We start from the raw sequence: 19,869 nt of genomic DNA on the forward strand, positions 1-19,869 counted from the left end.
GCTCTGAGGCCGGGATTTTCTTTATGTCTCTGCATGGGCCTCGATCAGATGTCGAGGTTTGCGACGCTCAGCGCATTCTCCTGAATGAACTCGCGACGCGGCTCAACCTCGTCTCCCATCAGACGCGAGAACAGGCCATCCGCGTCGGTGGCGTCGGTGACCCGGACCTGCAGCAGCGAGCGGACGTTCGGATCGAGCGTCGTTTCCCAGAGCTGCTCGGCGTTCATCTCACCCAGACCCTTGTAGCGCTGCATCGACAGGCCCTTGCGCCCAGCGGCAAAGATCGCGTCGAGAAGCGCACGCGGGCCGCTGACCTCCTGCGCGCCGTCACGGCGACGCAATACCGGCGGTGCCGAGTAGATCTCTTTCAACTTTGATGCCAGTTGGTCGATATAGCGGGCATCGGACGAACCGATCAGCGCCATGTCGAGTACGGCGAATTCCTTGACGCCGCGAACCATGCGTTCGAACCGCAACCCGCCTTCGCTGGTAACTGTGCCGGTCCAGCCGCGCTCGGTTTCCTCGGCGATCACGTCGAGACGCCGCGCGATCTCGGCGGCGGTCTTTTCGTACTCGTCGCGCTGGCCGTTGAGCTCGACGTTCAGCGCGCCGGCGATGGCCGCCTGCTCGACGATCGCCCGATTATAGCGCGAGTGAAGCCCGTTCATGAGGTTACGCAAGCGCAGGGCATCGGTGATCACCTCGCGCAGGTCCTGCCCGGCACGGACTTCGCCCGATTCAAGCTGCAGCGTCGCTTCCTCGAGACCCATCGAAATCAGGTAGTCTTCGAGCGCCTGCTCGTTCTTCAGATACTGCGCCGACTTGCCGCGCGTCACCTTATAGAGCGGCGGCTGGGCGATGTAGATGTGGCCGCGCTCGATCAGTTCCGGCATCTGTCGGAAGAAGAAGGTGAGCAGCAGGGTGCGGATGTGGGCGCCGTCGACGTCGGCGTCCGTCATGATGATGATCTTGTGATAACGCAGCTTGTCGGCGTTGAACTCGTCCTTGCCGATCGACGTGCCGAGCGCGGTGATCAGCGTACCGATTTCCTGGCTCGACAGCATCTTGTCGAAGCGCGCACGCTCGACGTTGAGGATCTTGCCGCGCAGCGGCAGGATCGCCTGGTTTTCGCGCGACCGGCCCTGCTTGGCCGAACCACCCGCCGAGTCCCCTTCCACCAGGAAGACTTCGGACTTTGCCGGGTCACGCTCGGAGCAGTCCGCCAGCTTGCCCGGCAGCGACGAGATGTCGAGCGCGCCCTTGCGGCGCGTCAGTTCGCGCGCCTTGCGGGCAGCTTCGCGGGCGGCAGCGGCTTCGACCACCTTGCCGACGAGGATCTTGGCTTCGGTCGGATGTTCTTCGAACCAGGTGCTGAGCGCCTCGTTGACGAGGCTTTCGACCACCGGTCGCACTTCCGACGACACCAGCTTGTCCTTGGTCTGCGACGAGAATTTCGGATCGGGAACCTTGACCGAGAGTACGGCCGTCAGGCCTTCGCGGCAGTCCTCGCCCTGGAGCGTGACCTTTTCTCTCTTTGTAATGCCGGACGTATCGGCATAGGACGTGACCTGCCGGGTCAACGCGCCACGGAAGCCCGCCATATGCGTGCCGCCGTCGCGCTGCGGGATGTTGTTGGTGAAGCAGAGCACGTTTTCGTGATAGCTGTCGTTCCACCACATCGCCACTTCGACGGTGATGCCGTCCTTCTCGCCGCGGATCGATACCGGCTTGTGCACCAGCGGCTTCTTCGCGCGGTCGAGATAGGCGACGTAGGCCTCAAGACCGCCCTCGTACATCATCTCGTCCTGGCGGATGTCCGAATGGCGCTTGTCGGTGAGGATGATATGAACGCCTGAATTCAGGAACGCGAGTTCGCGCAAGCGGTGCTCGAGCGTGTTGTAGTCGAACTCGGTCTTGGTGAAGGTCTCGCTGCTCGGCAGGAACGTCACCTCGGTCCCGGTCTCATCGCCGGCGTCGCCGGTAACGGCGAGAGAGCCGTCAGCGACACCGTGGGTGAAGCTCATCTCGTGAATCTTGCCTGCGCGCCGGATCTTCAGCTTGAGCGAAACCGAAAGCGCATTGACCACCGACACGCCGACGCCGTGCAGGCCGCCCGAAACCTTGTAGGAGTTCTGGTCGAACTTACCGCCGGCGTGCAGCTGGGTCATGATGACCTCGGCCGCCGAGACGCCCTCTTCCTTATGGATGTCAGTCGGGATGCCGCGACCGTTGTCGGTTACCGTCACCGAGCCGTCCGGATTGAGCGACACCGTCACGATGTCGGCATGGCCCGCAAGCGCTTCGTCGATCGCGTTGTCCACCACCTCGTACACCATGTGGTGCAGACCGGAGCCGTCGTCGGTGTCGCCGATATACATGCCCGGCCGCTTGCGTACGGCATCCAGGCCCTTCAGCACCTTGATGGAATCGGCACCATATTCGGCGCTGGCGCCGGTTTCGGTCTCAGGATTGTCGGTCATTCAGCTACGGGTCTTTCCAGGTTCTTCGGACATGGTGATTCGTTGCGAATCACGTCTCGGACGCCTCTTGGACTATAGAAAATTTGTCCAGGGTTCCAAATCCCGGACCGCCGCGCGGCGGCCGGAAACAAGCATTCATCCCCTGTCATTATCAGGAAATGTGGCTTTTTCCAAAACATCTTGCAGCTTGCGGATCGTCTCCGGAGACAAAGCGCGAATTTGTTCGCTCAATCGGTTGGCAAAGGCCGTGTGCTCCGGCGTCAGACCCGACGTGTCGAGCACCGTTTTTGGCGAGGAGACGTTGGCAATGCGGAACAGATCCTCCGCCTCGTCCCAGATCACGTTGAAGTAACCGGTGACGCGCTGGAGGAAGTCGAAGCTCGGCGCACCGCGCTTTCCATGCTCGAGCGCCGAGAGATAAGCGGCCGAGACGCCGATCGCCTTTGCCATCTCCTTCTGCGACACGCCCTTGCGGCGCCTGAGGTCGCGCAGAGCCTGGCCGAAGGGCGTCATAGCGCGCTGCCTCTCACCCGCGCCAGGCGGACGTAGAGCGCGCCGTCGCCGCCATGGTTACGGGCGGCCGGCTCATAGGACGAAATCAGCGGCCGGAATTCGGGAAGCGAGAACCAGAGTGGCACCGCCCGCTTCAAGGCGCCGTCGCTGCCGAACGAGGTGCCCTTGCCGGTAATGACGAGCACATGTCGCAGCCCCCGCTCGTGCGCCCGCAGCAGAAACTGCAGAAGAAGTCCGTGCGCTTCGCTCTGGATCATGCCGTGCAGGTCGATCCGGCCCTCAAGCACCAGGTGCCCCTTTGCCAGCTTGCGCTTGACCGGCCGCTCCAGTGGATGATGCACTTTTTCGCCGAGCTTCTTCGTCAGCGCTATGCCCAGCTGCTCGAGAGCTGTTGCCGGCTGTTGCGGCCGCTGCTTGCCCTTCGCCTCTTCCGGAGGTTTTGCCTGTTCGTCCTCGGCCAGAATCTCCATCAGGTCGGCGAGCCGACCGGGCATCGGTCTCGCCGAACGGGCAACCTTTCCCCAGAGAATGCGATCCTCGGCCGAAAGTTTCTTGTCCTTAGCCATGGCCGTAACGGGCCGCGGCCGCCTTGGGAACGAAGACGTAAAAGTCGGCCGCGTTGCGGACCGCTCCGGCCCGCTCACCGGCCTCGAAACCGGATCCGGTAAAGATATCGCCGCGGGCTGGGCCAACGATCGCCGAGCCCGTATCGAGCGCCAGCATCAGACGCTGGAAGGGTTTTCCGTCATCGAGCCGCGTCAGGCTCTCGCTCGCGATAAAAAAAGGAACGCCAAAGGTGTGGATCAGCCGATCAACTGCCAATGAGCGGTTCGGTTCGAGCGAGACCTTGGCGGCGGCAATCGGCCCCAGCCGCTCGTCCTCGACGTCTGCCTCGCGGAAGAAGATGAATGACCGGTTGTGCCAGAGAACCTCATCGACCTCTTCGGGATGCGCTTCCAGCCAGTCGCGAATACTCATCATCGAAACGGTGGCGGCATCGATCTTGCCGCGCTCGATCAGCAATTTGCCAACGGCTGAGAAATAGTGCCCGGTCTTGGCCGAATAAGTGACACGGCGACGCGAACCGTCCGGGAAGCGGAGCCGTGCGGCACCCTGCACATGAACGAAGAAGACCTCGACCTTGGACTTCGCATAGGCGATCTCCAGGCCGCGGCCGGCCAGATGGCCCTGCTCGATCGCTTGCCTGTCCGGATACTCGCTGATCCGGCCACCCTCGGAGAGACCGAAGGCGAAGTAGGGATCCATGCCCTCCGGCCGGTTGCCATCGTGAACATCGACCAGATCGTCCGGTCGGCGGTAGAGCGGATAACGATAGGTCTCGTCCGCTTCGGTGCGGACATCGATCTCGGGCTCGTAAAAGGCCGTGACAAAACCGGAACCCGTTTCGGGCACGATCCGGAAGGGGACGAAATGCGCTTCGAAAAACGCCCGTGCGTTCTCTCCGCTACCAACCTGCTGCCGCGAGGCGGAGAAGGCCGGCAAAAGATCGTCGACTGAAATCCCGAGAGAACCCGTGCGATAGGGTTTGGCCGTCGAGACATGCTGGTGACAGCGACGCATCGCCTCGATCACCGCGGTCGGATCATCATGCTGCCAGCCCGGAAGCTCGGCGAAACGGGCTGGCTCAAATCGATAGGACATCGGTACCGCGTCCGCTCAGTTTTCGGATTCGGTGGCGATCAGCTTCCAGTTCGGATCCCGCGAACGAATGTCGCGCGCGAAGGTCCAGAGATCGTTGACCTCCGCAACCGACTCGGCGTCGCCGTCGATCAAACCGCCCTGCTTGTCATAGGTCGCCGAAATCAGCTGGCTGACGATGCGAACGGTGATGTTCTCTTCGCTGTCCTTCACTTCGGCGTGAATGATATCTGCCTTGTCGATGCCGACGAAGGTGGACTTGACGACTTCGCCCTTTCGCTCGCGATCGGTGATCGCCGCGTCGAAGCCCTCATAGACCTCGCGGGACAGCAGATTCTTCAGCGTCTTTCGGTCGCCGTCCGCGAAAGCCATGACGATCATCTCGTAGGCCATCTTGGCGCCGTTGACGAATTCCTTGGGATCGAAACCCTGATCCGCGTCGCTCAGCGCCCGCAGCTGGGTGTTGAGCGTCGTTCCGGTCTTGGCGAAAGCGTCGATCATTTCGTAGCGGTTTGCTTCTTCGTCCGCATTCTCGCGGCGCGGCAGTTGCACGACCTTGCCCTTGTCGCCGTTTTCCGGCCCCTGGCTCATGTCGCGTGGCGAATACGGATCAAACGGCGGCCGCTCGCTCCCGGTCCGGCGGCCTAAGACGCTGCGCAGTTGCAGGAAAATGACCACCGCGGCGATCAGGAAAAAAAACGTGATGAAGTCAAAAGAGCCCATTTCCACCCGGAACCGCTGTTAGAATTTCTCGTGGCTATTCCATATAGTCCGCAAGGATAGATCATTCAAATGGCGATGTCGCACCCTTAGACGGGGATGTGACACCAGGTTTCATTTTCGGGCAGCATCGATGCGTTCATTTCTTATCCCCTTTGCCATCCTAGGGCTTCCGCTGGCCGAGATCGCCGGTTTTGTCGTCGTCGGCCGGGAGATCGGCCTCCTGATGACGTTGCTGCTGGTTCTTGCCAGTGCATTTGTCGGCGTTATCCTGCTGAGAGTCCAGGGATTTACCGTCATTCGGCGAATGCAGGACGCCACGCGTAAAGGTAGCGACCCGGGCCGGGAGGTGCTTGGCGGCGCATTGCTGTTCGTCGCGGCGATCCTGCTGGTGGTGCCGGGCTTCGTCAGCGACGTGATCGGCCTCCTGCTGTTTCTGCCTTTCGTTCGAAATGCGGTTGCCGGTTTCCTGCGCAAGCGAATGACGATCGTGACCGCGGCATCCGGTGCCGGCTGGACACGGCCGCACGAACCGCGCCCCTCGCCGCGCGTCATCGATCTCGACGAGGGCGAATTCTCGCGAACGGACGACGAGGATCCGCCACAGGTCGGCGATCGCCGCCAGCCCTAGCCAAGAGGCCACGGTGACAGAATGCGCGAACGGCACTCTATCGCCCATATTCCGGAGCATGCTTTCAGCTTTCCGCTTGGAGCAGAAACCCAGCGCCCGCTGGAAAGCGCCGGGCCCGCAGGGTTGTAAGCCCTAGGCCGAAATGCTAGATGGCCTCACCTATTTTTGTCGAGGAACCCTTATGACGACTGATACCGCATCCAACGGCAACGGCAGCGCGCAGCAGAGCCCGACGCTGAACATCCTCGCCCAGTATATCAAGGACCTTTCCTTCGAAAACCCGGGCGCGCCGCGTTCGCTGCAAGCCCGTGACAAGGCGCCGTCGATCAATATCAACGTCAACGTCAATGCCAACCCGCTCGCAGAGAACGATTTCGACGTCGTGCTCTCGCTGAACGCAGAAGCCAAGGACGGCGACCGCGTCCTGTTCAACGTCGAGCTCGCCTATGGCGGCGTCTTCCGCGTTGCCGGTTTCCCGCAGGAGCACATGCTGCCGCTGCTCTTCATCGAGTGCCCGCGCCTGCTGTTCCCGTTCGCCCGTCAGATCGTTGCCGACGCAACCCGCAACGGCGGCTTCCCGCCGCTGATGATCGATCCGATCGATTTCGCGCAGATGTTCGCTCAGCGCATGGCCGAAGAAAAGGTCCGCGCCCAGGTTTCGAACGAAACCGCAAACTGATCGAATTTCAGATTGCTGAAACGAAAAGCCCGGCCAATGTGCCGGGCTTTTTCGTATCTGCCTTAGTCCTGGGGGTCGTATTTTGCCCAGATCGCCTTGGCGCCGATCTTCGCGATCAACGCCGCGTGGGCGGCGAGGTCCGCCTCCGAGAGCCGGTTCGGCAAAGGACGCGGCCGCTGGCCGATAAGGATCGGCGCGTCGTCGAGTTCGATTGCCTGATCGGTCGATCTGCTGGACACAAGGCCGAGTGCTGCCTGACGGCCGCCGATCATCTCGATGTAGACTTCCGCCAGCAGTTCGGAGTCGAGAAGCGCGCCGTGCTTGGCGCGGTGCGAGTTGTCGATACCGTAGCGACGGCAAAGCGCGTCCAGCGAGTTCGGCCCCATCGGGTGTTTGCGGCGGGCAAGCGCCAGCGTGTCGGTCACACGCTCGATGGCGATCGGCGGCATGCCCAGACGCGCAAACTCGGCGTTGATAAAGCCCATGTCGAAGGTGGCGTTGTGAGCGACCCAACGGGCGTCGCCGAAAAACTCGAGGATCTGGTCGACCACATCGGCAAATGGCGGCTTGTCCTTCAGGGACTCGTCGGTGATCCCGTGGATGGCGAGCGCATCCGGGTGAACCTTGCGGTTGCCGGGATTGATATAGATGTGCAGCGTACGGCCGGTCGGAAATTGGTTCTCGAGCTCGACACCGCCGATTTCGATCACCCGGTCCTCGCGATTGTCGAGGCCTGTCGTTTCCGTATCGAAGATGATCTCACGCATCCGCGTCTCCGTTGCTGGCTGCGAGTTGGTCGACGACGGCCTTCACCTGGCCCCGGGTGACGTCGAAACTGTCGCTGGTATCGATGATGTAGTCGGCGCGTTTACGCTTTTCGCTGTCCGGCACCTGACGCGCAAGGATCATCGCAAGTTTTTCCTCGGTCATTCCTGGGCGCTTCAGCGCCCTTTGGCGCTGCAGCTCGGCCGAACAGGTCACGACGACGACGCGATCGACCCGCTTGTCCGCACCCGTTTCAAACAGGAGAGGAATGTCGAGGACGACGAAGGGCGCGCTGGCGGCCTGGTTTTCCGCGAGGAACTCCTGCTCCTTGCCGCGCACCAGCGGATGGACGATCGCCTCAAGCTCGCGCAGCCGTTCCGGCGCCTGCATGAGCTGGCGCGAGAGTTCGGTGCGATCGACTTTTCCATCTTTCGTGCTTCCGGGAAACGCCCCTTCCACCGGCGCCACCGCCTCGCCGCTATAGAGCTGATGCACGACCTCGTCGGCATCGTTCACCGGCACGCCGAAGTCGCGAAACATCTGGGCGGTCGTCGACTTGCCCATGGCAATCGATCCGGTGAGCCCAAGGATAATCATCAGTGCCTGTCCATGTCGTCGATAATCAATTGTCGAAGGTCGGCGTCCACCATCGGCCGACAGCCGAACCAGAGTTCGAAGCCGGGCACCGCCTGGTGCAGAAGCATGCCCAAACCGTCGACGATCGCAAGGCCCTGCACCTCTGCCTGCGCCAGGATCGGCGTCTTCAACGGAACATAGACAATATCCGTGACGACTGCGCTCGAAGCCATAACGCCGAAGTCGATCGCCGGTGCTTCGCTGCCGTCCATGCCGAGCGAGGTGGTATTGATGAACAGGCCTGCGCCGGTCATCACGTCCTTGAGTGCGCCCATCGGATGGGCTTCCACCGCCGGACCGAACCGGTCGGCAAGTTCCTGCGCCCGTTCGACGGTGCGATTGACGACATGGATCGTCTTGATGCCGCGATCACGAACAGCCTGGATGATCGCCCGGCTTGCGCCGCCGGCGCCGAGAATGACTGCCGTCGACGTCCGGTCCCAGCCGGCCGCCCGCTCGTCGAGGTTGGCAACAAAGCCGCGGCCGTCGGTATTGGTGGCATGCACCTTTCCGTCCTGAACCCACAGCGTGTTGGCGGCGCCGAGTTCCTGGCTGAGCTCATCCGGCTGATCCACCAGCCGACAGGCCACTTCCTTGTGGGGGATGGTCACATTGCCACCGCAGAAACCGGATGTCCCGTCCTTGAGGCTGGCAATGAAGGCGGCGAATTCTTCCGGCTTGACCTCGTGCGCTCGATAGCTGCCGGGCAGACCGAGCTGTTTCAGCCAATAGCCGTGGATCAGCGGCGACCGGGAATGCTTGATCGGATAGCCGGTGACGAAGGCGTGGTTAACAAATGTTTCACGTGAATCACGCATCGATCGTTCCCAGTTCACGGAGTTTGGCAAGCAGCGGCAGCATCGGGAGACCGAGGATGGTGAAGTAGTCGCCCTCGATCTTTTCGAAGAGCTGGATGCCCTCGCCTTCCAGCTGGTAGGCGCCGACGCTCGAAAGCGCCTTTTCGCCGACACGCTCTAGATGACGCTCGACGAAATCTGCCGTCAGCGGGCGCACGGTCATGTGGGCGGAAGACACATGGCGCCAGATGACATCTTCGCCACGCAAAAGGACGACGGCACTGTTCAGGCGGTGCGTCTGGCCGGAGAGCGAAAGCAGATGTGCGGCAGCTTCCGCCATGGTCTTCGGCTTGTGGTAGACCCGCGACCCCAATGACATTGTCTGATCGGATCCGATCACCAGCGCGTCTGCGAAATACCTGGCGACATCGCGTGCCTTTGCTTCCGCCAGTTCGAGCGCAACGGTTTCGGGCGCAGCGCCTTTATCCTCGAGCGGCTTTTCCAGCGCCCGCTCATCGATCTCGGCTGCCTTCGCTTCAAAGACCAGGCCGGCATTCTCCAGGAGCGCCCGGCGAAACGGGCTGGCCGAAGCCAGGACGAGCGAAGATGTCATCATTCAAGTTCCCGAATTGTTCGAATCCGCTCTAACGCAGACGTGGACGCAGGGCAACGATTGCCGCTGCCGTTTCCTCTATCGAACGGCGGGTGACATCGATGACCGGCCAATTGTTGCGCGCACAGAGCGACCGGGCATATTTCAGTTCCTCGGTGATCGAGGCCTTGTCGGTGTACTCATCGCCGTGAAAGCCTTGCGTCGTTCCGAGCACCCGGTGCTGGCGCACTTGCGAGATACGGTCGGCCGTCGCGATCAACCCGACGACGAGCGGCTTCGTCGCTTCCATCAATCTTTCAGGCAACGGTACGCCGGGGACGATCGGGATGTTCGCTGTCTTGATGCCACGGTTGGCGAGATAGATGCTGGTCGGCGTCTTCGACGTCCGGCTGATGCCGATGAGGACGACATCCGCGTCGTCGAAATCCGCCGGCAGCTGACCGTCGTCATGGTCCATGGTGAAATTGAGCGCATCGATGCGCGCGAAATATTCCGCATCCATCACATGCTGAGCACCGGATCTCCGCCGCGACGGGGATCCCAGATAGGACTGAAAGAGGTCGATGATGGGATCCAGCACGGAGACGCAAGGGACGCCCATCTCGCGGCAACGGCGATCGATGATGTCGGCGAGTTCGCGGTCGACGATCGTATAGAGAACGATGCCCGGTGCGCCGTCGATCGCGTCGAGAACCTGCAGCAGCTGTTTGCGGTTCCGGATCAGCGGATAGACGTGCTCGAGCGCATGCGAGCTTTGAAATTGGGCCGCGGCGGCGCGCCCGGCAGCAATCAGAGTCTCGCCCGTTGAGTCCGAAATCAGGTGAAGGTGGAAGTAGTTTTTCTTGTTCTCCACGCAATTCTCCTGGTGCTGTTGATAAGCCGGGATGAAACACAGCTAACGACGGGGCCTGGATCCAGGCAAGTGGAAAACAGCCGAGTTATTCACAATTGGGGCTGCGGCGGACATTGTTTCGCGGCGGATGTGGACAAGACTCACGGCGCGGACAAAGTGTCACGCATATCAACTGCTTTTCCACAGGCGCGTCAAAAATCGAACGCGACTTAAAGAACTGATTTAAAATGCCTTTCTGAGATTGACCACGTTGTTTTTCCAGAGATCGAACTCATTCTCCCTTCGCTGGGCGTCGTGATCGCCGGTCGTGGACAAGTCAGTGCGTTGTTTTAATCCTTGATACCCACCGACTCTAAGAAATAGAAACCTTCTAAATATCTTTGATTTTAAATTGGGAGAGACGATCCGTGACCGAAACACGCAGAAAGGTTCTGGAGGTTTTGGCGGGGAAGACGGTGTCACCTCCTCCGATCTGGCTCATGCGCCAGGCGGGACGCTACCTGCCCGAGTACAGGGCAACGCGCGCCGTAGCCGGAAGCTTCCTCGATCTTTGCTACACGCCCGATCTCGCAGTCGAGGTCACGTTGCAGCCGATCCGTCGCTACGCTTTCGATGCCGCCATTCTCTTCTCCGACATCCTGGTCATTCCCGATGCGCTGAAACGCAACGTGCGCTTCGAGGAAGGCCATGGGCCACGGATGGATCCGATCAATGATGATGGTATCCGTCTCCTGAAGCCTGAGGGCATCGCTGAACACCTCCAGCCGGTCTTTGAGACGGTTTCGCGGTTGCGCGCAGAGCTTCCCTCGGAAACGACGCTGCTCGGCTTCTGTGGCGCTCCCTGGACGGTGGCGACCTATATGATCGCCGGACAGGGGACCCCGGACCAGGCCCCTGCCCGTCTCTTCGCGTATCGCAATCCCGAAGCCTTTGATCATCTGCTCGCCTTTCTGGCGGATGTATCGGCTGAATATCTCGTGCGACAGATCGATGCCGGCGCCGATGCGGTGCAGATCTTCGATTCCTGGGCAGGTGTTCTCGGTGAGGAGGAATTCGCCCGCTACGCCGTCAAGCCGGTGCAGCGGATCATCGCCTCCGTTCGGGCGCAGCGGCCGCAGGCAAGGATCATCGCCTTTGCGAAGGGCGCGGGGCAGCTGTTGAACGGATATCGGCAGGCGACCGGTGCTGACGCGATCGGTCTCGACTGGACCGTTCCGCTTTCCTTTGCGAAGGATCTGCAGAAGGAAGGGCCGATACAGGGCAATCTCGATCCGATGCGGGTCGTTGCCGGCGGCGTGGCGCTTGAGGAAGGCATTGACCGCATTCTCGACGCACTCGGTCACGGTCCGCTGATCTTCAATCTCGGCCATGGCATAACGCCGCAGGCCGATCCCGATCATGTCTCGGCGCTGGTTGCCCGGGTTCGTGGAGCGCGGTGATGGCGGAGAAGCAGACCGACCGGGCGCCGGGCAACAGGGCGCGGCTCAGGGCAGCGATCGCGCTTGGTGCGTTCGTGGCGCTTCTCGTCGGTCTGTTCGTCTGGCGCCCGGATGATCTCTATCTCTGGATCAAGGCGCTGCATGTTATCGCCGTGATGTCCTGGATGGCGGCGTTGCTCTACATGCCCAGGCTGTTCATCTACCACACGGATGCGGAGCCCGGCTCCGCCCAGTCGGAAACCTTCAAGATGATGGAGTTGCGGCTCCTGAAAGTCATCATGAACCCGGCCATGATGATTTCCTGGGTGCTCGGGCTTTATCTGGCCTGGAGCGTTTATGGCTTCCAGGGTGGCTGGCTGCATGCCAAGCTTCTGTTCGTGGTCCTGCTGACCGGTGTCCACATGCGTTTCAGCCGTGCTGTGCGCGCCTTTCAGCGCGACGAGAACAGGCACGATGCGCGCTATTGGCGGTTGATGAACGAGGCGCCTACCCTCTTGATGATCCTCATCGTCATCATGGTCGTCGTGAAGCCATTCTGAATTTAATCGATTTGCGGCCTGTCATAGGCGTTTCTAATTTGCGACAGCCCCTTGCAGGGTTTCACGTGAATCGCTATTTTCTGCCATCTCCTCTTCATGGCTTGTGACAAAGACAAGAGCCTGCCCCTTCCTGCTGCAGCTCCCTAACGAATACTCGCCATCTCCCCACTACCCATACCAAACATGGATCCTTCATGGCTGAAATGAAGCTACAAGAACTCAAGAACAAGACGCCGACCGATCTGCTCGCTTTCGCCGAGGAGCTCGAGGTGGAGAACGCCAGCACGATGCGCAAGCAGGAGCTGATGTTCGCAATCCTCAAGATGCTCGCGGCCCAGGATATCGAGATCATCGGTGAAGGCGTCGTTGAAGTGCTCCAGGACGGCTTCGGCTTTCTGCGCTCGGCGAATGCAAACTACCTCCCCGGTCCGGACGATATCTACATCTCGCCCTCCCAGATCCGCCGCTTCTCGCTGAAGACCGGCGACACGGTCGAGGGTCCGATCCGCGGACCGAAGGAAGGCGAGCGCTACTTCGCCCTCCTCAAGGTCAACACCATCAACTTCGATGACCCGGAAAAGATCCGTCACAAGGTTCACTTCGACAACCTGACGCCGCTTTACCCGAACGAGCGCTTCAAGATGGAACTCGACGTTCCGACCTCGAAGGATCTGTCGGCCCGGGTCATCGACCTGGTTGCGCCGCTCGGCAAAGGCCAGCGCGGCCTCATCGTCGCTCCGCCGCGCACCGGTAAGACTGTTCTCCTGCAGAACATCGCCCATTCGATCACCGCGAACCATCCGGAATGCTACCTGATCGTTCTCCTGATCGACGAACGTCCCGAAGAAGTGACGGACATGCAGCGCTCGGTGAAGGGCGAAGTCGTGTCCTCGACCTTCGACGAGCCGGCGACCCGCCACGTACAGGTCGCCGAGATGGTGATCGAAAAGGCCAAGCGCCTCGTGGAACACGGTCGTGACGTCGTTATCCTGCTTGACTCGATCACCCGCCTCGGCCGCGCCTACAACACCGTTGTTCCGTCATCGGGCAAGGTCTTGACCGGTGGTGTCGACGCCAATGCTCTGCAGCGCCCGAAGCGCTTCTTCGGTGCCGCCCGTAACATCGAAGAAGGCGGCTCGTTGACGATCATCGCGACGGCGCTGATCGACACCGGCAGCCGCATGGACGAAGTCATCTTCGAAGAGTTCAAGGGCACCGGTAACTCGGAAATCGTGCTCGACCGCAAGGTGGCCGACAAGCGTATCTTCCCGGCGATGGACATTCTCAAGTCCGGTACGCGTAAGGAAGACCTGCTCGTTCCGCGCCAGGACCTCCAGAAGATCTTTGTGCTGCGCCGTATTCTGGCGCCGATGGGGACGACCGACGCGATCGAGTTCCTCATCGACAAGCTCAAGCAGACGAAGAACAACGGCGATTTCTTCGACTCGATGAACACCTAAGACGCGTTCATCATCCGACTTCGGGACCGGTCGACCACGCGTCGGCCGGTTTTCTTGTTTCAAAACCTTAGCCGGATTCTCCGGTCACTCGATTCGGTTTCGCAACAATCTCCGACTAGGCCCGCAATCAGACAGACACCGTTTCTGCTGATTCACGTGAAACACGTGCGCACCGTGAAATACGAGGATGCGGCGAGGCCTTGAAATTTCGGCATTCTTTCGGCATAAGCACGCCGACCCATTGAGATAGCGTTTGCCCCGCGTGAGCGCGCTCCGCGAAGCGGAACGATCCGGTCCGGAACTTCGACGATCCCCATTGCATCGACCATCGACGCGCCCTGCGTGTCCGCGGTCTTTTCAGGTGAGCCCATGACAGCGACGCACACGATTTATGCGCTTTCCAGCGGATCTCTTCCCGCCGGCGTCGCAGTCGTGCGTATCAGCGGCGGGCGCACCGAAGCGGTGTTGCAGGCGTTGTGTGGTGGTGTGCCAACACCTCGGTCGGCGACATTGAGATCGATTCGGTCCCGTAACGGCGATGTCATCGACAGCGGCCTTGTTCTCTATTTTCGCGGACCTGCCTCCTTTACAGGAGAAGACTGCGCCGAGCTTCAGATCCATGGTGGTCGGGCGGCAGTAAACGCCTTGCTAGAGGAACTCTCGAAGCTCGAGGGTTTGCGCCATGCGGAAGCCGGTGAGTTCTCGCGCCGCGCCTTCCAGAACGGCAAGCTTGACCTGGTCGAGGTGGAGGGTCTCGCCGACCTGATTGCTGCGGAAACCGAGATGCAGCGCCGGCTCGCGATCGAACACTCCGGCGGTGGACAATCAAAGATCTATGCCGGCTGGGCGAAGCGCTTGACCCATGCGCGAGCGATGATCGAGGCCGAGCTCGATTTTGCCGATGAAGACGATGTGCCGGGCTCGGTCAGCGAGCGCATCTGGCAGGATATGTCCATGCTATCGCAAGAGATAGCAGCACATATTGCCGATGCGCCGATCGCGGAGATCATCCGCGACGGCCTGAAGATCGTCATCGCCGGTGCGCCGAACGCCGGCAAGTCGAGTTTGCTCAATGCACTGGCCCAGCGTGACATTGCAATCGTCACCGAGATTGCCGGTACGACCCGCGACGTTCTCTCCGTGGATCTTTCCTTAGCCGGATTCTCGGTAAAGCTCTACGATACTGCGGGGCTGCGGGAAACCAACGAGAAGGTAGAGCAAGAAGGTATTCGTCGCGCACGAGAAATTATCGAGCGAGCGGATCTGATCTTGCTGTTGGCCGATGCGCCGGACGGTTTTGATGTCATGTCCGACTTCCCATGCGACACGACGCCCGTGCTGCGCGTCGGAACCAAACTTGATCGCGACAGTGATGGCTGGCGCGAGGGGGCCGCGGATGTGTTGGTCTCGACGAAAAGCGGCGAAGGCATGGAGGGTCTGCTGGACGCGATCGCGGCGCATCTGCCGGATCTCAGTGGGCGGACCTCGCTGTCGCTGCCTTCGCGGCGGCGCCATGTCGATAGTCTCCGGCAGGCGCAGCGGTCGATCGACGACAGCTTGGCAAGGCAGGACTTGGGGCTGGATATACGCGCGGAACTGTTGCGCCTTGCTGGCGACGCAATTGGACGGATAACCGGCCGCGTGGATGTTGAGAACCTTCTCGATGTGATATTTTCTGAATTCTGTATCGGGAAATAACCAGTAGGCCAGAGCAATACAACGTGTGCGAGTCCTTCGTTGTGTTTCACGTGAAACGATTCGTGCCGGGTCAACCCTGGAGAAGAGGCAATGATGCAATTTGACGTAATCATCATTGGCGGTGGCCATGCCGGCTGCGAAGCCGCGGCTGCGGCTGCGCGTCTGGGCGCCAACACAGCATTGATCACGCACAAGGCATCCACGATCGGCGTTATGTCCTGCAACCCGGCGATCGGCGGCTTGGGAAAAGGACATCTGGTCCGCGAGATCGACGCGATGGACGGCTTGATGGGACGCGTCGCTGATGCCGGCGGTATTCAGTTTCGTTTGCTCAACCGTCGCAAGGGTCCAGCGGTGCGCGGACCGCGTACGCAAGCCGATCGCCGCCTCTATCGCGAAGCCATGCAGCGGGAGATCGCTGCCATCGAGAATCTAACCGTTATCGAGGGCGATGCCTTCGACCTTCTGGAAGAGCAAGGCTGCATCCACGGTGTCGTCATGAAGGACGGCCGCCGCTTTCAAGCGAACTCCGTTGTTCTGACGACGGGCACGTTCTTGAAGGGCCTCATCCATGTTGGCGATCAGAAGATACCGGCCGGTCGCGTCGGTGAGGAACCGTCCGTCGGGCTCTCGGGAACCTTGCTGCGTTTTGGGTTGCGCCTCGGCCGCCTGAAGACCGGAACGCCCGCCCGCCTGGATGGACGCACCATCGACTGGGCGCGTGTTGGCCGGCAAGGTCCAGACCAAGATCCTGTGCCCTTTTCGTTCATGACCGACGGGATCGTGAATCGCCAGATCGATTGCGGTGTGACGCGGACGACGGAAGAGACGCACAAGATTATTACCGACAATATCGGCAAGTCGGCGATGTACTCGGGACAGATCGAGGGTATCGGACCGCGCTATTGTCCGTCCATCGAGGACAAGATCGTACGATTCGGCGAGCGTGATGGTCACCAGATCTTCCTGGAGCCGGAGGGTCTCGACGACGATACGATCTACCCGAACGGCATTTCGACGTCGCTGCCGGCTGACATCCAGGAAGCCTTTATCAAGACGATCCCAGGATTGGAGAATGTCGCAATACTGCAGCCTGGTTATGCCATCGAGTACGATCACGTCGATCCGCGTGAACTGAACGCGACCCTTGCTGTCCGCAAGATGCCAGGGCTTTTCCTCGCCGGTCAAATCAACGGTACGACCGGCTATGAGGAAGCCGGGGCGCAAGGTCTTGTTGCCGGCTTGAACGCCGCCTTGGCCGCGACCAACCGTCCCGAAATCGTGTTCAGCCGAACGCAGTCCTATATTGGTGTCATGATCGACGACCTGACGTCGCGCGGGATCACCGAGCCCTATCGCATGTTCACCTCCCGCGCGGAGTATCGATTGTCGCTGCGGGCCGACAATGCCGATGCGCGCCTGACACCGCTTGCGATGGAGGTCGGCTGCATCTCGGCTGCGCGGCGCGAACGCTTTGTCGATTGGCGCGCGCGTTTCGACGAAGGGCGTGCCCTGTTGAAAGGCCTCTCGGTAACCCCGGCTGAAGGTAACCGTCATGGCCTTAAGCTCAACCAGGATGGCCAACGGCGCACTGCTTTCGAGATCCTGTCCTATCCCGATCAGTCGATTGCCGGCTTGCAGCCGATCTGGCCCGAGCTGTCGTCGATTGGTCCGCGCGTCGTTGAGGCGCTTGAAATCGATGCGGTCTATGCGGTCTATATGGATCGGCAGGCGGCGGATATCGCCGGCATTCAGCGCGAGGAAAATCTCGCCATACCCGATGGCTTCGACTTCGATATGCTCTCAGGCCTCTCCAACGAGCTGAAGCAGAAGCTGAAGCAGCAGGCGCCCCGCAATCTGGCTCACGTGATGAAGGTCGATGGTATGACGCCGGCAGCAGCATCGCTGATCCTGGCGTGGGTGAAGCGACAGAACCGAACGGTAGAACGTGAAGAAAAGGCCGGCGTACAATGAAGGCGAGTCCAATCGATGTGTTGAACGGACTGCGTGTTTCACGTGAAACGAATGAACGGCTGGAGCATTTTGCCAAGCTCTTTCAGAAGTGGGCGAAGTCGATCAATCTCGTTGCGCCGTCCACGATCGAGGATCTTTGGCGTCGCCACATTGTCGATAGCTTGCAGCTCGCGCAGTTGTCGCCCGGTCCGAAGACCTGGGTCGATCTCGGCAGCGGTGGCGGCTTTCCAGGTGTCATCACGGCGATCTATCTCGCCGAACTTGGCGACGGTTGGGTCCATCTCGTTGAAAGCAACAACAAGAAGGCTGCCTTTCTGCGTGTAGCTCTGGCCGAAACGGGTGCGCGCGGCTCGGTTCACCCGGTTCGAATCGAAGAAGCAGGCGCATTGATTCCCCGAGCGGACGCGGTTTCGGCGCGCGCGCTCGCGGATTTGACCTTGCTGCTCGACTATTCTGCGCCATGGATGACGGCGAAGGAGCAGAAAGCGGTCGCCTACTTCCACAAAGGGCGGGATTACCAGCGCGAAATCGACAAAGCCGTTGGCCGCTATCAGTTTGATCTGGTAAAACATCCAAGCGTGGTCGAGCCGGATTCTGTCGTGCTCGAGATCGCAAATCTGGCGCGCAGGGCCCAGTGATCGCGAGCGGAAACATGTTTGGTGGCAAAAACCGGATCATCACAATCGCAAATCAGAAAGGCGGCGTCGGCAAAACCACGACCGCCATCAATTTGGCGACCGCATTGGCTGCTATTGGCGAACACGTTCTGATCGTTGATCTGGACCCGCAAGGCAACGCCAGCACCGGGCTCGGCATTCAACGCCGCGATCGGAACCTGTCATCCTATGAGCTGATGATGGGATCGCACGGGATCGGCGAGATAGCTCAGCAGACAGCCGTTCCGAATCTCTCGATCATTCCATCGACCATGGACCTTCTCGGCGTCGAGATGGAAATTTCGCAGGAACCGGATCGTGTCTTCCGTTTACGCAAGGCCTTGGTTAGCCCCGCCGCGATGGAATATTCCTACGTGCTCGTCGATTGCCCACCATCGTTCAACTTGCTAACGATGAACGCGATGGCGGCCGCCCATTCGGTGCTTGTCCCTCTGCAGTGCGAGTTCTTCGCGCTCGAGGGTCTGAGCCAGCTGCTGGAGACTGTGGATCAGATTCGCCGAACCGTGAATCCGAGCCTGGATATCCAGGGCATCGTCCTGACCATGTTCGATTCGCGCAACAACCTGGCACAGCAGGTTGTTAGCGATGTGCGGACGCATCTCGGCGACAAGGTCTACCACACCCTGATCCCGCGCAATGTTCGCGTCTCGGAAGCGCCTTCCTATGGCAAGCCGGCCATTCTTTATGATCTGAAGTGCGCTGGCAGTCAGGCCTATCTGCAACTGGCCTCCGAAGTCATTCAACGCGAGCGCCAGCGCAAAGCGGCATAATCATTTCGGTAGCGTAATTTAACTCGGGTGACGATATGAACGACGATAGCTCGAAGAGGCGGCTTGGTCGCGGACTGGCCGCGTTGATCGGCGAGATGGATCAGCCGTTGCAAACAGGGGCAGCTGCCCCTGCCCCGGTCAATCCGGATCGGCGCGTGCCGATCGAGTTCGTATCGCGCAACCCGCGCAACCCGCGTCGTCAGTTCGACGAAGCCGAACTCCAGGATCTCGCCAATTCGATCCGTCAGCATGGTATTGTCCAGCCTGTTGTTGCTCGCACCATCGGCGTCGATCGCTACGAGATCATCGCCGGCGAGCGCCGCTGGCGTGCCGCACAACTGGCCGGGTTCACCGAAATCCCGGTTATCATTCGCGACGTCGACGATCGCACGGCGCTTGAAATCGCTATCGTCGAAAACGTCCAGCGTTCGGATCTCAATCCGCTCGACGAAGCGCTTGGCTACGAGCAGTTGATCGCCGAGCACGGCTATACGCAGAACGATCTCGGCGAGATCATCGGCAAGAGCCGAAGTCATGTCGCCAATAGCCTGCGTCTTTTGAAACTGCCGGAACCTGTTCGGGACATGTTGTCGGAAGGCGCGCTTTCGGCTGGACATGCGCGCGCACTCATTCCGACCTCGGATCCGGCTACCCTCGCCCGGACGATCATTGCCAAGGGGCTCTCGGTGCGTGACGCCGAGCGCATCGCTCAGAACGATATTCGCGCGCAGAACGATCCGAATTACGGCAAGACCGTCCGTCGCGACGAGAAGGATGCCGATACGCTGGCGCTCGAGCGCACGTTGTCGGATAGCCTCGGGCTTGAGGTTACCGTGAACCACAAGGCGTCCGGTGGTCATTTGCGCATCGCCTACAAGACGCTGGATCAACTGGAAGAAATCTGCCGGCTGCTCGAGCGGCGATAAGCCACTCGTGCGTATTTTTGCTTTGGCGTATTGATGGCGC

20 protein-coding genes are annotated in these 19,869 nt (G+C 60.5%); 10 read left to right on the forward strand and 10 right to left on the reverse strand.

Annotation, left to right across the window (positions count from 1 at the left end; all coding sequences use genetic code 11):
- Positions 1-44 precede the first annotated feature (44 nt).
- From gyrB to IB277_RS25535, 5 genes are all read right to left on the reverse strand, one after another.
- Positions 45-2,480: a DNA topoisomerase (ATP-hydrolyzing) subunit B gene (gyrB, locus tag IB277_RS25515; protein WP_034800121.1), complete on the reverse strand. Its 2,436-nt coding sequence runs from the start codon at positions 2,478-2,480 to the stop codon at positions 45-47.
- Between the two features lie 135 nt (positions 2,481-2,615).
- Positions 2,616-2,993 carry a helix-turn-helix domain-containing protein gene (locus IB277_RS25520; protein ID WP_034800122.1) on the reverse strand — a complete coding sequence of 126 codons (378 nt, stop codon included), beginning with the start codon at positions 2,991-2,993 and terminating at the stop codon, positions 2,616-2,618.
- On the reverse strand, positions 2,990-3,559 hold the full coding sequence (locus tag IB277_RS25525; protein ID WP_192372014.1) for a Smr/MutS family protein: 570 nt from the start codon (positions 3,557-3,559) through the stop codon (positions 2,990-2,992). The genes IB277_RS25520 and IB277_RS25525 overlap by 4 nt, the downstream gene beginning before the upstream one ends.
- On the reverse strand, positions 3,552-4,655 hold the full coding sequence (locus tag IB277_RS25530; RefSeq protein WP_090295165.1) for a murein transglycosylase A: 1,104 nt from the start codon (positions 4,653-4,655) through the stop codon (positions 3,552-3,554). The genes IB277_RS25525 and IB277_RS25530 overlap by 8 nt, the downstream gene beginning before the upstream one ends.
- Positions 4,656-4,670: 15 nt before the next feature.
- The gene (locus IB277_RS25535) at positions 4,671-5,375 is read right to left on the reverse strand and encodes a Tim44/TimA family putative adaptor protein (RefSeq protein ID WP_034800130.1); all 705 of its coding nucleotides are present in this window, start codon (positions 5,373-5,375) and stop codon (positions 4,671-4,673) included.
- A 130-nt stretch (positions 5,376-5,505) separates the two neighbouring features.
- Here IB277_RS25535 and IB277_RS25540 point away from each other — a divergent pair, with 130 nt between their 5' ends.
- Positions 5,506-6,003: an FxsA family protein gene (locus IB277_RS25540; protein WP_090295167.1), complete on the forward strand. Its 498-nt coding sequence runs from the start codon at positions 5,506-5,508 to the stop codon at positions 6,001-6,003.
- A gap of 181 nt (positions 6,004-6,184) precedes the next feature.
- Positions 6,185-6,682 carry a protein-export chaperone SecB gene (gene secB / locus IB277_RS25545; protein ID WP_060521526.1) on the forward strand — a complete coding sequence of 166 codons (498 nt, stop codon included), beginning with the start codon at positions 6,185-6,187 and terminating at the stop codon, positions 6,680-6,682.
- Positions 6,683-6,744: 62 nt separating this feature from the next.
- Here secB and dnaQ read toward each other — a convergent pair whose 3' ends face one another.
- Genes dnaQ through IB277_RS25570 form a run of 5 tightly spaced genes read right to left on the reverse strand, consistent with a single transcriptional unit; the run spans position 6,745 to position 10,346 of the window.
- Complete coding sequence (dnaQ, locus tag IB277_RS25550; RefSeq protein ID WP_060521525.1) at positions 6,745-7,449, reverse strand: DNA polymerase III subunit epsilon; 705 nt, start codon at positions 7,447-7,449, stop codon at positions 6,745-6,747.
- Positions 7,442-8,044 (reverse strand): dephospho-CoA kinase, encoded by a 603-nt coding sequence (gene coaE, locus IB277_RS25555; RefSeq protein ID WP_090295168.1) that lies wholly within the window; start codon positions 8,042-8,044, stop codon positions 7,442-7,444. Before coaE ends, dnaQ begins: the two co-directional genes overlap by 8 nt.
- Positions 8,044-8,901 (reverse strand): shikimate dehydrogenase, encoded by an 858-nt coding sequence (locus tag IB277_RS25560; RefSeq protein WP_060583740.1) that lies wholly within the window; start codon positions 8,899-8,901, stop codon positions 8,044-8,046. The genes coaE and IB277_RS25560 overlap by 1 nt, the downstream gene beginning before the upstream one ends.
- Positions 8,894-9,493, reverse strand: coding sequence for a Maf-like protein (locus tag IB277_RS25565; protein WP_060521587.1), 600 nt, complete (start codon positions 9,491-9,493; stop codon positions 8,894-8,896). The genes IB277_RS25560 and IB277_RS25565 overlap by 8 nt, the downstream gene beginning before the upstream one ends.
- A gap of 31 nt (positions 9,494-9,524) precedes the next feature.
- Complete coding sequence (locus IB277_RS25570; RefSeq protein WP_034800138.1) at positions 9,525-10,346, reverse strand: pyruvate, water dikinase regulatory protein; 822 nt, start codon at positions 10,344-10,346, stop codon at positions 9,525-9,527.
- Positions 10,347-10,753: 407 nt separating this feature from the next.
- On the opposite strand from IB277_RS25570, the gene hemE reads away from it, so the two are divergent.
- The 8 genes from hemE to IB277_RS25610 all read left to right on the forward strand — a co-directional run bounded on the left by hemE (position 10,754) and on the right by IB277_RS25610 (position 19,829).
- Positions 10,754-11,785, forward strand: coding sequence for a uroporphyrinogen decarboxylase (hemE, locus tag IB277_RS25575; RefSeq protein WP_110819707.1), 1,032 nt, complete (start codon positions 10,754-10,756; stop codon positions 11,783-11,785).
- Positions 11,782-12,324: a protoporphyrinogen oxidase HemJ gene (gene hemJ, locus IB277_RS25580; RefSeq protein ID WP_089044253.1), complete on the forward strand. Its 543-nt coding sequence runs from the start codon at positions 11,782-11,784 to the stop codon at positions 12,322-12,324. The genes hemE and hemJ overlap by 4 nt, the downstream gene beginning before the upstream one ends.
- A gap of 194 nt (positions 12,325-12,518) precedes the next feature.
- The gene (rho, locus tag IB277_RS25585; RefSeq protein ID WP_089044254.1) at positions 12,519-13,784 is read left to right on the forward strand and encodes a transcription termination factor Rho; all 1,266 of its coding nucleotides are present in this window, start codon (positions 12,519-12,521) and stop codon (positions 13,782-13,784) included.
- Positions 13,785-14,153: 369 nt separating this feature from the next.
- Entirely contained in the window at positions 14,154-15,482 is a 1,329-nt protein-coding gene (mnmE, locus tag IB277_RS25590; RefSeq protein WP_110819705.1) for a tRNA uridine-5-carboxymethylaminomethyl(34) synthesis GTPase MnmE, read from the forward strand.
- A gap of 90 nt (positions 15,483-15,572) precedes the next feature.
- Entirely contained in the window at positions 15,573-17,456 is a 1,884-nt protein-coding gene (gene mnmG, locus IB277_RS25595; protein WP_192372015.1) for a tRNA uridine-5-carboxymethylaminomethyl(34) synthesis enzyme MnmG, read from the forward strand.
- Entirely contained in the window at positions 17,453-18,094 is a 642-nt protein-coding gene (rsmG, locus tag IB277_RS25600) for a 16S rRNA (guanine(527)-N(7))-methyltransferase RsmG (protein ID WP_034800144.1), read from the forward strand. Before mnmG ends, rsmG begins: the two co-directional genes overlap by 4 nt.
- A gap of 14 nt (positions 18,095-18,108) precedes the next feature.
- Positions 18,109-18,903, forward strand: a complete 795-nt coding sequence (locus tag IB277_RS25605; protein WP_060521519.1) for a ParA family protein — start codon at positions 18,109-18,111, stop codon at positions 18,901-18,903.
- A 35-nt stretch (positions 18,904-18,938) separates the two neighbouring features.
- Positions 18,939-19,829 carry a ParB/RepB/Spo0J family partition protein gene (locus IB277_RS25610; protein WP_034800146.1) on the forward strand — a complete coding sequence of 297 codons (891 nt, stop codon included), beginning with the start codon at positions 18,939-18,941 and terminating at the stop codon, positions 19,827-19,829.
- Positions 19,830-19,869 lie beyond the last annotated feature (40 nt).

This window comes from Ensifer sp. ENS07 (assembly GCF_014852185.1).
Classification (GTDB): domain Bacteria; phylum Pseudomonadota; class Alphaproteobacteria; order Rhizobiales; family Rhizobiaceae; genus Ensifer; species Ensifer adhaerens.